Origin of the sequence: Alloactinosynnema sp. L-07 (genome assembly GCF_900070365.1) — a bacterium.
Lineage (GTDB): Bacteria > Actinomycetota > Actinomycetes > Mycobacteriales > Pseudonocardiaceae > Actinokineospora.
This window is the reverse complement of sequence record NZ_LN850107.1, coordinates 4,456,062-4,469,760: the sequence shown is the minus strand read 5'-3', so window position 1 is coordinate 4,469,760 and position 13,699 is coordinate 4,456,062. Positions and strand designations below refer to the sequence as shown.

Annotated in this window: 13 protein-coding genes and 2 pseudogenes; 8 read left to right on the top strand and 7 right to left on the bottom strand. The window is 68.1% G+C overall.

Going from position 1 to position 13,699, the window contains the following annotated elements; translation table 11 throughout:
- Nucleotides 1–30 precede the first annotated feature (30 nt).
- The 3 genes from BN1701_RS35780 to BN1701_RS20015 all read right to left on the bottom strand — a co-directional run bounded on the left by BN1701_RS35780 (nt 31) and on the right by BN1701_RS20015 (nt 2,040).
- Nucleotides 31–543 (bottom strand): L,D-transpeptidase, encoded by a 513-nt coding sequence (locus tag BN1701_RS35780; protein WP_172803285.1) that lies wholly within the window; start codon nt 541–543, stop codon nt 31–33.
- 175 nt (nt 544–718) lie between these two features.
- A complete protein-coding gene (locus BN1701_RS20020) occupies nt 719–1,342 on the bottom strand; it encodes a hypothetical protein (RefSeq protein ID WP_054051101.1) in 624 nt (207 codons plus the stop codon).
- A gap of 281 nt (nt 1,343–1,623) precedes the next feature.
- The gene (locus BN1701_RS20015; RefSeq protein ID WP_054051099.1) at nt 1,624–2,040 is read right to left on the bottom strand and encodes a helix-turn-helix domain-containing protein; all 417 of its coding nucleotides are present in this window, start codon (nt 2,038–2,040) and stop codon (nt 1,624–1,626) included.
- Between the two features lie 580 nt (nt 2,041–2,620).
- On the opposite strand from BN1701_RS20015, the gene BN1701_RS20010 reads away from it, so the two are divergent.
- The 8 genes from BN1701_RS20010 (at nt 2,621) to BN1701_RS37870 (ending at nt 10,974) form a co-directional block, all read left to right on the top strand.
- The gene (locus tag BN1701_RS20010) at nt 2,621–3,520 is read left to right on the top strand and encodes a conjugal transfer protein (RefSeq protein ID WP_054051097.1); all 900 of its coding nucleotides are present in this window, start codon (nt 2,621–2,623) and stop codon (nt 3,518–3,520) included.
- Complete coding sequence (locus BN1701_RS20005; protein ID WP_054051095.1) at nt 3,517–3,795, top strand: hypothetical protein; 279 nt, start codon at nt 3,517–3,519, stop codon at nt 3,793–3,795. Before BN1701_RS20010 ends, BN1701_RS20005 begins: the two co-directional genes overlap by 4 nt.
- On the top strand, nt 3,795–4,304 hold the full coding sequence (locus tag BN1701_RS20000) for a hypothetical protein (protein WP_054051093.1): 510 nt from the start codon (nt 3,795–3,797) through the stop codon (nt 4,302–4,304). Before BN1701_RS20005 ends, BN1701_RS20000 begins: the two co-directional genes overlap by 1 nt.
- Complete coding sequence (locus BN1701_RS19995; RefSeq protein ID WP_054051092.1) at nt 4,258–6,744, top strand: ATP-binding protein; 2,487 nt, start codon at nt 4,258–4,260, stop codon at nt 6,742–6,744. Before BN1701_RS20000 ends, BN1701_RS19995 begins: the two co-directional genes overlap by 47 nt.
- On the top strand, nt 6,741–8,633 hold the full coding sequence (locus BN1701_RS19990; RefSeq protein ID WP_054051090.1) for a hypothetical protein: 1,893 nt from the start codon (nt 6,741–6,743) through the stop codon (nt 8,631–8,633). The genes BN1701_RS19995 and BN1701_RS19990 overlap by 4 nt, the downstream gene beginning before the upstream one ends.
- Nucleotides 8,634–9,145: 512 nt before the next feature.
- The gene (locus BN1701_RS35775) at nt 9,146–9,577 is read left to right on the top strand and encodes a hypothetical protein (protein WP_157368107.1); all 432 of its coding nucleotides are present in this window, start codon (nt 9,146–9,148) and stop codon (nt 9,575–9,577) included.
- An 18-nt stretch (nt 9,578–9,595) separates the two neighbouring features.
- On the top strand, nt 9,596–10,732 hold the full coding sequence (locus BN1701_RS37995) for a C40 family peptidase (protein WP_054051087.1): 1,137 nt from the start codon (nt 9,596–9,598) through the stop codon (nt 10,730–10,732).
- A gap of 119 nt (nt 10,733–10,851) precedes the next feature.
- Entirely contained in the window at nt 10,852–10,974 is a 123-nt protein-coding gene (locus BN1701_RS37870; protein WP_255364638.1) for a hypothetical protein, read from the top strand.
- 39 nt (nt 10,975–11,013) lie between these two features.
- On the opposite strand, the gene BN1701_RS19975 is transcribed toward BN1701_RS37870, so the two are convergent.
- The 4 genes and pseudogenes from BN1701_RS19975 to BN1701_RS38255 form a co-directional block, all read right to left on the bottom strand.
- Nucleotides 11,014–11,373: a hypothetical protein gene (locus tag BN1701_RS19975; protein WP_157368106.1), complete on the bottom strand. Its 360-nt coding sequence runs from the start codon at nt 11,371–11,373 to the stop codon at nt 11,014–11,016.
- A 38-nt stretch (nt 11,374–11,411) separates the two neighbouring features.
- Entirely contained in the window at nt 11,412–12,374 is a 963-nt protein-coding gene (locus BN1701_RS19970; protein WP_054051081.1) for a DUF6185 family protein, read from the bottom strand.
- Nucleotides 12,375–12,903: 529 nt separating this feature from the next.
- A pseudogene (locus BN1701_RS19965) lies at nt 12,904–13,213 on the bottom strand (transposase); the annotation flags it as partial.
- A 256-nt stretch (nt 13,214–13,469) separates the two neighbouring features.
- Nucleotides 13,470–13,694, bottom strand: a pseudogene (locus BN1701_RS38255) (group II intron maturase-specific domain-containing protein); the annotation flags it as partial.
- Nucleotides 13,695–13,699 lie beyond the last annotated feature (5 nt).

Sequence of the window (13,699 nt, the reverse complement as noted above, 5' to 3'; positions counted from 1 at the left end):
ACAAGTCTCGCAGGCAACGCGTCGCCGGGGTCAGTGGATCAGGACCGTGGTGCCGGGAGGTGCGGCGTCTTCCAGGTCGGTGAGAGCGAGGTCGGGTACCAGGACGCACCCGTCACTGCCTGCCAGGCCGAACACCGTGCCAGGCCAGGCGTGGATGCCGACGGCCGGTAGCCCGGTGCCATGGAGAAGGTGGGTGGGCATGTGCGCGGCCAGCAGGATCGCGCGGTCGACAAGGCCGTCGGCGATGTCGACCGACCCGAGGACGAACGTGCGGCCCCGCGGTGTCGGCGAGGCCGGCCGGCCGACTCCGGCGGGCCAGACGCGCCGCTCCGGTCCGTTGACCAGGGCGACAGTGCGGCGTCGAGTGTGGATCTCGATGTGGGTGGGCTGGGCGACGATGACAACCCGGTCGTCGAGCCGCACCCAACCGACTGACCCGTCAGGCAGACACGGCAACAGAACCAACGCCCATCCCGGACGCGCGTCGATGATCGGAACCCATGTCCGGAGCAGGCCGTACGCGTAGGTCGGGAGATCCGCCACCGGCGCACCCTCTGATGGGGTCCGGAACACCGGAACGGTGATCAACGGGTGGAGACGCAAACGTATGACCCTGGACTTCGATGCGCTGTCGCGGGCCAGTCCGGGGATCAGCGATGACCACGAGGCCAGTGGCGGCGTGCTCTCGCCGACTCTCGATGACGGGATTCGCATGCGTTCATCCCCGCCTGTGCCCGCCCGGCTTCGGGCCGAAGCCTGCGCCCGGTTGGCCGTGCTCCGCGGCGCACCCGCAGGACTCTCTTACCGGGCCCGCGAACGGATACGACCACCACGTGTAGTGGTCGTCGTGCACCCATGCGGCCGGACTGACATGTGGCCGGACGGGCAGCTGCCTCGGCCATGGTTCGCGCACCGTCGACGCGCACGTGGTCAGGAGTCCCGCGACCGAACGCCATGCCTCAGATGTCATCGCCCCGCGCACACCGGTGCCGTACACGGCCAACGCCAGCTTGTCGGCGACCATCTCGAGCTCGACTTCCAGAAGCAACGTAGAGCCGAGGGCGGCGAGTGTCGCGGCGGCGTGAAAGAAGACAGGTGGCGGTGGGGCGCCGAGGTGCTCGCGGCGAAGGAACAGGCCGCGGTCGCGCGCCCACACAGACTCCCAGTCGACGTGTTCGCACAGGACCCGGCCGATCGAGGCGGCTGCGGTGCGGGCCGCCGAAGGGCGCACGTACCAGTCGATTCTCGCTGCCAGCCAGCGCGGGACCGCGGTCTGGGCGGGCAGGAGCTGCCAACCGCAGCGTCCCGGTTCAGGAATGGCGAGCACTTCCACGCTGATCACCCCCCGTGAAGCTCACTCGTCCCGCGAAGTGTCGAGACGACTGCGCTACCCATCCAGATCAATGATGCGATGTCCAGTTGACTGGAATCACCCTCCTAAGGGTGATGTTTTCTGCGTAAGTTGTCAACTGGCTATCGCATCGCGTTGCCGATGGTGATCATGTCGGCACTGGCCAGGCCACGTGCTTGAAGCTCGATTCTGACGGTGCGGCCTGTCGGCTCTGGTGCTCGCCACCGTGGGCCTGTCCGAGCGCGTGACGTGGACGCGCTGAGCGGGCGGCGTCAGTCGGTGGTCGGCAGCTTTGTCAGCAGCTCTCGCACGGCTTGAATGCCGTCCTCGTCCAGGTTCGCCAGCGCGCGCAGCTGGACGCGGCTGATGCCCTTCTCGGCGAGCACAGCGTAGAGCTCGAGGTCTTGCTGGATCGCCACGGATGCTGCGTCGTCGAAGAAGTATGCGGGGCTGACGTCGAAGAAGTCCGCTAGGGCCTCGAGCATCCTGCGGGTGGGGTTGTCGGCCTTGCCGTTGAACAGGCTGGAGATGTACTCGCGGCTGGGCGGGTAGGGATCCTGCAGGTAGTCCTGACAGCCCGCCGCGATGGCGGCGTAGCTGTACCGCGCCGTTGGCGATGGCCTGACCGACTCCCGCAGCGTCCGCAGCCGTTCCGCCAGCATCCCAGGCGACGAGTTGGCCTTCGCCATCACCGTCCTGCCCCCTCGTGTGGATCATTTGATGCGATAGTGAGTTGACGCGACCGCATTCCCGGCTATTCTCGACTCAGGGAAGACGATAACTCAGTACCGCGCCGGGAGGAAGTCGGCCGGTCACTGGTCGTCATGGGGGAGTATCACCGATCCGCGCCGCGCGGGCGAACCGCCGGGTGCGGTGCCTTCGGTCTGCTGTCGATCCGCAAGGGGCTGCGGTGGGAGAGCTGTACTCGGCTTTGGGAGGACGCGGACGTCCTCAGTGGACGCCCGTCGTGCATCGGTGCTCCTGGCCTCGGCGCGTTCCCATACGCGGGGCGCCGAGGCGGATCAAGAAGGGGGAGATATGCGTGCCGACAGCAGGAAGTTGAGCAAGTGGACTCGAGCTCTCTCGGGCACAAGGAATCCGGGTCGAACAACAGGTCGTCGGGTTCGACCGGAAGTCACGGTGGCGCAGAGGCGTCAATCGCCGAACCGAGAGTGGAATCATGCCGCGCTCGGTTCCGCGCCGCCAACGTCATGGCCGCAGCCGCAGCCGCCGCGGCGTCGAGCAGGCAGGCAAAACCCTTGGCAGACCATGCAAAGTCCGCCGCGGGACGGATGGTTTGTCCGCGGCCGCCGCGCCGCGATCCTGTCCGCCGCGGTGGCCGTCATGCTGGTGGGCGCCGCGTCGATGATCGACAGTGTTCGGACATGGCTGCGCCCCGATCCGATCGCGGAGCGCCAGGTGGACCCGGTCGGGTTCGCAGGCACCGCGACGGTGGCCGCGACCGACTACTTCGCGTGGGACCAGGAGGACAAGCCCTCGCGAACCACGGCGCTCGACCGCATCGCCGAGCCGGGAGCCGACATCGATGGCTGGAACGGCGCGGGCAAGCAGCGGGTCGACGGGGTCGCCGTACTCGACGTCAACCGGTTCGCCCGCGAACTCGCTGTCGTCACCGTGCAGGTGCACGTCATCCCGTTCACCAAGCCCGCCGCACCGAGCCAACCCGGTGGGCTCAAGGCGTCCTGGACAGCTCTTCCCGCTCGATGGCTCACGGCCGCCATCCCCGTGCGCTCCTTGCCCGGCGGGCGCTTCGCCTTGTCCGGCAGACCCGCACTCGTCGGCCAAGGCCACAGCGCGGATCTCGGGAACGACGCGGCGACGGAACCGCCGGACGCGGACTTCAGCGCCGACACCACCGTCGTCGTCAGCAAACTGCTCACCGCATACGGCACTGGCGACCTCGAGTTCGTCCGCGCGGCGGGCGCAGGCTTCCTCGGCCTCGACGGGGCGGCTGAACTGGCCGAACTCGACGAGTGGCGAGTGGCACCGAAGGCCGACAACAGCGGTGTCCGGATCGGGACCGCGACCGTGCGGTGGCGCTTGCCCGGCGACGCGACCCTCGCGTGCACCTATCGAATCGCCATCAGCGATCGGGACGGGATCTGGCTGCTCTCCGCGATCACCGTCGACGCCGGAGGGCCGCGATGACCACCGCATTCATCACAGCGTGGGAGACGGCCCAGGGCGGGCTGACATCAACCAGCGGCCGGGCCCTGCGCGACATCGCGCTCGGTCTGGTCGGCACGTTCGCTCTGGTTGTCCTGGGCGTGCGCGCGCTAGGGGCGTTCGCCGATGAACGCTACGGAAAGATCGTCACCTCGTTCCTGGCCGCGGTCCCGATCGTCGGGTTCGCCTACTTCCCGGACGCGACGACAGCGCTGCTGAAGATGCTGTTCACCGCGTTCATCGGGGACGCGGCCTGATGCCGGTCCAGCTGCCCACCGACACCTCGTACCTGCGGCTCGAGACCCGGCAGTACGAGCTGTTCGGCCGCCCACTCGGTCAAGGGATCGCTCGACGCAAACTCGCCGCGGGCGGCGTGTTCGCGATCCTGTGGTCGTTGGCGCTGCTGGTGATCGGCGTGGACCCGCTCACCCGACTGGGCCCGATGCTCTACATCGGACCGATAGCCGGATTCGTCGTTCTGGGAACCAGGACCGACGACTCGGGACGCATGCGACTGGTGGCCTGGTACGACCGAGTGCTTGCCCGCACGCCAGGACGTAGTCGGGTTCTGGGCAATCCCTTGCTCGACATCGGCCGAGTGCGCGCGGCGGTGATCGCGATGGACGTCATGGCCGAACTGCACCCCGACCGGCTCACCCAGCCCGCTGTGCCGCTGCTCAGCAGGGCCGGGCGTCGACTACTTCGATCGGAGAAAGCCATTGTCTCGCAGCAGGATCAGCAACGCCCGAGCGCAGTTCGAACGTGACCGCACTCCACCGGCCCGTCCCCGACTCATCACCGAAGGCGTCGAAGTCACCGACGACGCACTGTGGGTCTGGACCGAGGTCCCCGCCGCGGCCTCCTATCTCCTGGAGGACGATCAACTCAGCGCCGCCACTTGGGAGACCACCACCGCGATGGGCGCACTCCTGCCCGCCGGCGCCGAGTACCACTTGAAGGTCATGTGGACGATCCACGGCTCCGAGGACTACGTCCGCGGATGGGACCAAGTCCACAGCGTCCGCGCACCCGGCAGCGACGACTACATCGGCCTCGGCGCGGGCCGCATCGACCGCAACGCCGACGACGGACACTACCGTCGCCGCGTCGTCCTGCTCGGCGTGCGTTGGCCCGACCCGGACAACGAAAGCACCGTCGAACGCACCTGGCGTCGCGCCAGACTCCGCGGCTCGACACGCATGGCGCACCGCGACGCGCATCAACGGCTCGCCGCGTCCCGGTTGGACATCGTGCGCTGGCTGGGCCAGTTGGAACGCAGCGCACTGAACGCGACCGCCGCCTCAGCCGAGCTGATCGCGTGGGCCTACGCGCGGGAGATCCGACGCAGCCCCATCCAGATCCCGCACGCCACAACGTTGTCCGGCCCCGCCCTGGTCGCGCTGATGAACGGCGAGATGGACCCCGTCCAAGTCGGGCGAACCCATGTCGTGGTCACCGACCGGGACAGCGGCGCTCAGCGCTGCCTGACGATCCTGGTTCCCGCCGTCAATGGGTTCCCGATATCCGAGCTCGAGGTGCCGGGCGGAGAGTGGCTGGAGATCCTCACCGAACTCCCCGGCGTCGAAGCCAGCGTCCGAGGCGTCAACCACGGCCAAGCCGGATCGATCGCCATCATCGACTCCGGCCGCAAACTCACCCGCAGCCAGACCCGAGAAGCAGCGGGCCACGGCGCCCAGGTCCCTGCGGAGATCCTCGACGCCGACGACACGCTCAACCAACGTCGCCAGGAAGTCGCCCGCAGGATCGACGTGCTCACCGTCAACCACGCCCGCTGGGTCGTCGACGCCGCCGATCCCGACGAACTCGCCGATCGTGTCGCCGCGGTCCGTCAGCGCTACACCGGCATCGTCCAACTCGAAGTCGTCCCGGACCTGCAGGACCTGCTGTGGCAGGAACTACTCCCAGGCGACCGCGTGAGGGTGCAGGCCTTCGGCCAAGACCAGCCGATGCGCACCCTGGCCGGTTCCTGGTTCCACGGCGGCTCCGCGATCGGCGACACCACCGGCCCCTACATCGGCGCGAACCTCGGCTCCACGCCCGGGCCGGTGCAGGCGCACATCGTCTCCCGCGCCGACGGCGACCGGGCCAGGCCGACCACGATCAGCTTCACCGGCATGTCCGGCTCAGGGAAGTCCACCGCCGTCATGCTCGCAACGCTCGGCGCGCTGGCTGAGGGCGCGTGGGCGCTGCTGGTCGATCCCAAGGGCGACCTCGCGGGCGTCATCGACGTCGCCCGCCGACTGCTTGGCGTCGACGTCCAGTCCGTTGATGTGCGGGCTGAGTCCGCCTCCGGATCCATGGACCCCATGCGGTTCGGCACCACCGTCGACGAGGCGCGAACCCTGACACTCGACGCGCTGTTGGGCGCACTCAGCAGCGAGGACCGCCGCCGCGGCGAGACCCTGCTGGAGAACGCCGTCCACCAGGTGCTGACGTCGATGCCGCAAGAAGTGTGGTCGGCGCAGGCCGTCATCAGCGATCTGCTGTCCACGCCCGAGTCCGACACCGACTTCGCCACCGCCCGCGAACTCGGGGCCACGCTGTCGTTGCGGTCGCGCCAGCCGCAGCTGCGCGCCGTGCTCGGCCCCGCGGGCGACGGGACGGCACTCATGACCGGCCGCGGACTGGTGTACCTCAACCTCGCCGGGCTCGACCTGCCCCGGCACACCACCGACCCCGACCGGTGGACGGTCTCGGAACGGTGCTCCATCGCCACCTTCCGCATGGCCCTGTCCTACGCACTGCACCAGTCCAGACGAGTCCGCGAGCTGAAGAAACTCGTCGCCCTCACCGAACTCCACCTGATCACCGGCTACCCCGAAGGACGCGCCTTCGTCGAATGGCAGGCCCGCACCGGACGCGCGCTGCAGGTCTGGCTGCTCCTGGACTCCCAATCCGCTCGCGACCTCGCGGGCATGACCGGCCTGATCGAGCAACTGGTCATGTCCTTCGCCTTCCGCGCCACCACCCGCGACGAACAAGACGCCCAAGCCGTGCTCCTCGGCCGAGCCGACCCCGGCCCCCGGCTACGGCAGATGCAAAGCCGGCTGCGTACCGGCCAATGCGTCATGCGCGACCGCCACGGCCGCCTGGCGCCCATCGAGTTCGACCGCCTCACCCAGTGGATCGCCGACACGCTCTCCACCGACGCGGGCGAAGACCACGACACCGGCGGCCCGGAATGACCGCGGCCCAGTGGATCACCCGCACGACGCGCTTCGTCGGTCGACTGCCCGCGCGCGGACCGCGACCGCTGCGATGGCTGTGCGCCGACCCGCAGCGGCTCCTTACCCTGGTGTGGCTGGTCGGCATCCTCATCGTCGGCACCGCACACCCAGCTGTCGCCGACGGCATCGTCGTCGGGCCCGACCTCGCCCACGGCGCGCCCCGCACCTTGCTGGAGTCCTACGACTTCACCGACTACAAACTCACCGTCAAACCCGATGACGAAGCCTCCGGCTGGTTCTCCATCGGCGAAGCCGTCCTCGAAGTCATCGGCTTCATCAACAACCTCATTCTGTGGCTGTGCCTGGGAATCCTCTACGGCGCCCTCGCCCTGCTGCAGTGGCTGCTCAACCTCACCCTCTACCGCGACGCCGCACCGGAAGTCGACCTCGCCGTGCAATCCATGGCCGCCTCGGTGTTCTGGCCCCTGATCGGCGCCACCACGGCGACCGGCGCGTTCGTTGCCTACGCCCGCTGGCGCGGCGAAGGCCGTGGATTCATCTCCGACTTCGGCTGGGTCGTCGCCGCCGGGGTCCTCGCAGTCGGATTCGCCGCAGGCCCGTCCACCGTCATGAGCCACGTCGACGGTCTTCGCCAAGACCTGGCGACCGGCATCATGACCGGCGCCGCCGACTACAACGCCAACAAACCCAGCGTTACCGGCTTCCCCACACCCTCGATCAACGGGACCACCCAGGAAGCAGCCACCCGCAGGCTTGTGGACAACCTGTGGAACACCATCGGCGCCACCGCCTGGTGCTACGCCGAGTTCCACGACCTCGACATCTGCCGCGTGGCAGGCCACCACGCCCTGGCCAACGACGAGGCCTGGCAGGCCTGGATGACCGTCCTCGACGACAACGGCAACGTCCCGGAGTTCCGCGAACACGGCGACTGGATCCGCGGCCAGGACATGACCCGCACCGGCTACCTGCTCGTCCTCGCCCTGATCGTCATCCCGACCGGCCTCCTGCTGCTGCGGCTCGTCATGGCGGGACTCACCGCCGCGGTTGGTTTCCTCCTGATGCTGGTGATCGGGCTGATCTTCGTGACCTTCTGGGCCATCCCCGGATGGTTCCGCGAGACCGGCCTGCGCTACGCCCAGTTCACCCTCGGAATGGAAGCCCAATCGCTCCTTGTCACCGGACTCACCAGCGGCTACGCCACAGTCACGGTGATCATCATTAGCATCGCGGGCGAAAACGGATTCTTCGTCGTCGCCGTGCTCAACCTCGGCGCTCTAGGCGCCGCCGCCCGCGCCAGGGCGTGGGGAGACTCGCTCACCACCGTCGGTGGCGCGTCCGGGATGGGCTACCTGGGCGCCATGCTCGCCACCTCCACCATGCGCGGTGCCCGCCGAATCATCGGCAGAACCACTGGACTCGCCTTCGGCGGTGGCCGCGCTCTGGCCGGAGCTGGGATCCGCAAGGTCGGGGCCGCGGGCACACACGTCGGCACCGGCGGGATGCGTCCTCAACTCAATCGATGGATCTCACCACTCACCCAGGAGATCGCGCCGCAGCAGGCCCCGGCGCCGCAGGCCCGGCACGCCCGTCAACAGATCGAACACAGACCAAGGAAAGCGCTTGCGTCAGCCACATCCGCACCATCGCCGGGGGTTGAACCAGCTCCGCTCCAGAACCCGTCGAGTCGCCGCACCGTCCCACCCTCAACCGAAAGTACGAGCTGGAAGCGGCGAAGGCGGTGGCCCCGCCGCGGCGCAACACCGCAACAGGCACTCGGCCGGATCTGGATCGCCAGGACTGACGGCCGGATCTCACCCCTCGGCGACACCACACACCGGAACCGCACACCGCCGAACCCGCCGATCAACAGGCCCAAGCCATGAACCTCCGCGACAACGAATGGAACAACGACGAGCATCCGTCAGACCCGACCCCGAGCTCGCCACGAGACGCCTGGCGCGCACTGTTCGGCCGCGACCTGATCGGCCGCCCACCAGGACTCCTACCCATCGGCGCCAAGGCCCGAGCCCACCGAGCCCACACCCGACAAGTCGCGCGGAGACAACGCGACCTTCTGCGCAAGCCCCGATCCGCGACAACCGCGCCGCGCCCTTGGCGGACGGTTCCACGCGGCAAGAACTGGACCGTGGTCGCCGCACTGTTCGCCGCGGTCGGCATCGTCGCCATCGCGATGTGGTGGTTGGCTCCCAACCCGCCTCGCAGAGCGGAGACACCCATAGAGGTTCCCCCACTCTTCCCATCATCGCCGAGCGCGACCACTCCGCCGTCGGCGCATGAGGGCAAGCCGACGACGAGTCCAAGCAATGTGATGACCACGCCTGTGAGGCCGTTGACGCCGGCGCGGGGCGCTGCGGTCGATCCATCGAGCATCGTCGTGCAGACCCCGCCGACGGGCGATGCCACCACCGACGAACTCGCCGAACCCGACACCGCGGCGATCGCCTGGCTCAGCCGCACCTGCCCATTCGATTACCGCGAACCCTTCGGAGCAGCCGAGGCCCGCGGCCGGTCCGCGATGACCGACACCCAATGGATCATCGAGAACCCGACCCAATACGACACCGCACGTCGATCCTGGCAACGCACCATCGCCGCGGCCGAAACCGGCGCCTGCTCCGCACCCACCGCGTCCGTCGCACCCGAAGCGCCCCGAACACCCGACGCCGCCATCGTCCACATCACCACCCACCGTGTGGTCACCCCGGCAGGCGCCAACGCCTACGTCGAACACATCGCCGATACCCGCCTCATCCTCCGCGACCCCCACGGAGCCTGGCGCGTCGCCCAACGTGCGCCCGGCGGCTAACAAACCTTGGGGGAACCCATGAAACTCACCATCCTCGCAAGCGCGATCATCCTGCTCGTCATCGTCTTCGTCACCACCACCATGGGCGGGGGCACGGTAGAGGACAACCGCCTCGCCGTAGGCGCCTGCACCATCGACACGGCCCAAACGGGCGGCCAACCTCACAGCGACACAAGTCCAGTAGCACAACGACAAGCAACGCTCAACGCCAGCCAACTCCACATCGCCGGTGTGATAGTCGCTGTCGGCAAAGGCATGAACGTCACCGAACGCGGAACCGCCATCGCACTCGCCACAGCCATGCAGGAATCCACCCTCGACCCCAACGCCACCAACGGTCGATCCATCGGACTCTTCCAACAACAAGGCGACCTCTACGCCGCGGTCCGCCGCACCGACCCAGCCGACACCTCCCGAGCCTTCTACGAACAACTCATCGCCCGAGTCCCCAGCTACCACGAACCCACCGCCATCGGACTAGCCGACGCCGCCCAAACCGTCCAAGCCTCCGGCGCAGGCGCCTCCCACTACGCGGCATGGGAACACTGGGCAACCACACTCGCTCAACACCTGTACAACGGCACCACCACATCCCAATCGCCAGGCAGCGTTCGATGCGCGGCGGGCACAGGATCAGGACCCATCCGCATCGCGATCACCGGATGGACCATCCAACTGCCCCCAGAAGCCGGACTGGACGCCACCATCACCTTCCCCAACGAAATGGCGACCGGCGCCGCCGCCGCGGCCCTCTCCTACCTCGACACGCCGTACGCATGGGGCGGGGGCGACCCCAACGGACCCACCCGCGGCATCAGCGACAACGGCGGACCCGCCGACGCCCTCGGCGACTACAACAAGACCGGTTTCGACTGCTCGGGCCTCACCCTCTACGCCTACGCCCAAGTCGGCGTCGCTCTCCCACACAAGGCCCGCGACCAGTTCCTCGGCGCCAAGGCACTCGCACGATTCCCGGATGAATCCCAACCCGGCGACCTGATCTTCTGGGGCACCCACCACGTAGCCATGTACCTCGGCCCGATTGGAGGAATCCACTATATGGTCGAAGCGCCGCAATCGGGCGACGTCGTAAAGATCAGCACCGTTCGGGCTGGAGGAGACTTCCGAGGGATCTCGACAAAGCCTTGGGCCTGATGTACCTACGTTCTCAGTTAGATCCGCCGTTGCAACCAGGTAGTCCGACCCAACGATATCCTGCGACGCGGTCACGGCGGAGGCCGTGGTGATCAGAACCGCGAGGGACAGGTCCTGGGATGTCGAAGGCGGTGTGGCCGTTGACCTTCGCATTGTCCCGCCTGCGGGACTCGCAGGCGCACCCGCCGGACAGCGTGGTCGAACGCACGCTCGTGCCGAAGGGCGAGACGTCGGAGTCATAGGCGAACCAGGGGGCACGTCGCGTACGTTTGAGGACGAGGTCACCGTCCGGAGTCACGCACGACCTGACCCGGTTCCACGGTTGGGAACGAGACGTCCCCGCCGTGGAAAGCGTTCCAGACCGCGAGCACCGCCAAGACAGGGGTCACAGCGGTGGTCGTCAAGGCGGCGGCGTTCGTCAGACCCCATCGCTCCAACTGCTGTCCAGCCCGCGACCCTGCGGACGGCACACTAACCCCGGCCAGGGCGGCCGCGTCCATCAGGATGCCGACTATCAGCATCACCGACACGAACAGCAGACCGTCCGCCGCGGCACGCCAGTCCATACCCAGCCCGAGCGCTGCCTCAGCGGTCACGACGACCAGTGGGACTACGGCGTACACCGCGACCGGCACCGCCATCTTCGTCACTCCACGTCGACCCGGGAGCCACTGCCACATCAGACCGATGGCCGCCGCCGCCCTAGGACGCTGTCGGCCGAGCAGAACGGCGGGCGCAACCCGCGCAACCGTCGCCACCGCTTTCCTGACCGCGCAGCGACCACCGTGACTACTGCGAATACCGCCGTGGACGCCCACAGGACCGTTAGGAGCACGGGCCGCCCCTCCCGGGAAAACACTGCGCCCGCCGCCTCCGCCCGCCAGTCCGGGGCCACGTCGAGCAAGGCGATCTCGAAGTCCGACATCGGGCCTGCGACGTCGGGGGGAGCGTCATCCGGCACCGGCCGGACGATCCGATCCCACCGGACCTCCTCCGGCGTCATATTGGCCCCTTCCAGCGGACGCGGGGCAGACAACCAGTCCGCCGGCCCGCGTACCGAGACTGTCCAGACCGCCTGTGCGAGACCTGCTGGGCTGGTCACGGATAAGCGCCACGGGCCGTCTGAGGGCAGCGACAGTCGTGTCAGCCCCGCCCACACCTCGCGCGGACGCGTCCCCGATCCGGTATCGACCACATCGACGTACGCCCGCTCGCGCACCGTGACCCAGTCGCCCTCGACCGCGACACGCACGCCGCCATCGCGGATCTCCGTCCACGCCCGGTCCACGCCCAACAGGCACGCCACCCTCTGTCGAAACGCTGGATCATCCTGAGCGGAAGTCACAGCGGCAGCCACTGCTGTCCGGCGTGGAACCCGCACCACCGTGTCAGCCGACAACCGGGGGAAGTCCAAGCCGCCCGCCGCCAACTGCACCCGGACGTCTACCCGCACGCCACTCACTGGCATCGGGCACCGCGGTAACTGCCCTTCGGTCCCGTCGCCGCCCAAGGCCACTACTGCCGCTGTCGCGACGCCACCCCCGACCACGAACACCAACACGAACACCGCGAACCTTGTTGCCAACCATCGCAAGGCCGCCCGACGCTGGACCCGCTTGCGCAGCCCCTCGGCACTGATCACCGCGCCTCCCCAAGATCGGGACGACAGGGTACTGCCCCGTCATCGACGCCGTTGACTCCGCATCGAACTGTGCGATGGCCACATGGCGGAGGACCCGGCGGCCGGTGAGTGGACTCACGACACCCGAGGAGGCGGCGGTCCAAACCTCGATGGGATGAGTCCGTGGGACAGCCGACGCACAACGCCACGGTGCGGCGTGTGATGTCGTTGTCTGTCTCGTTCCGGTAAACCGGGCCGTCAGCGAGACTCATCCCGTCGAACGAGGTGGACCCGGTGAAGCTCGCCTCGTCGAATCGGGCAGTGTTGATACGGCAGCTGGTGAGGTCGAGGTCGGGCCAGAAGTCGCGCCGCCCGCCCACGACCAGGCAGACACAGCCGGATGTCACACCGACGGCCCAGCCATCAGCCACCAACCGGCAACCGCCGACGGCGGGGAGTGGGCAACAGCGTCGACGCGCTCGCCGACCCGGCTGCGGCGGGCGCCGGGGTATTCGCCGGCGTGACCTCGACCCGTACGGCTGGGTGTGGTTCGACTTTTGAGCTCGGTGAGTACCTGCAGCCAGTGTTTGGCGCCCTCACCGCCGTCACCGGCCCCACAACCCGAGAATGTCGCGGTGCCCATCCACGGTGACGGCCAACGCGACATAGATGGGCCGGTTGGCGACCTTCCCATCGCGGATCTTCACGTGGATAGCGTCGATGAAGATCACCGGATACACGACGTCGAGTGGCCTGTTCTGCCACTCGGTCATCCCCTCCATGACCTTGTCGGTGATCGTGGAGATCGTCTGGCGTGACACCTCGGCCCCATAGACCTGGGCCAGGTGCGCTGAGAGTCGGGTCGGCCTGGGGCGCAGGTCCGGCGTTTGCCGTCGGTCTGTTCCCCAGGCCGCTCGCCGAACCCGCCGTGCGCCTTTCAATGCAACGGGCTCCACGGTTTCTGTCGTCAGGTGGTTTCGCGCAGGGCCAAGGGCTGGGAATGCTGCGCCGACGGTATCGGGTTACCGGCGTCGCCGCGATGTCGCGCAGTTCGATCCCTTCCGCCGCGATCGGCCGCCACCCAATTGGGGTGCGCAGCCAGCGGTGGACGTCCTTCCATCTCCAACGGCTTTTGGTCTTGACCCATCGGACAATTCGCCACCAGATGAAGTAGGCGAGCCGGTCGAAGGTGTGTTTGGCCACGGCGTGTCGGAAGTATTCAGCCCAGCCGCGTGTGATCCGATTGATCCGGATCTCTTGTCCGAGCGAAACATTCTCCAGTTGTCGGCGCGGGCTGTCCGAGGCGCGTCGGCGCGCTAGATGGCTCTCGGCAACTGCCACGGTGG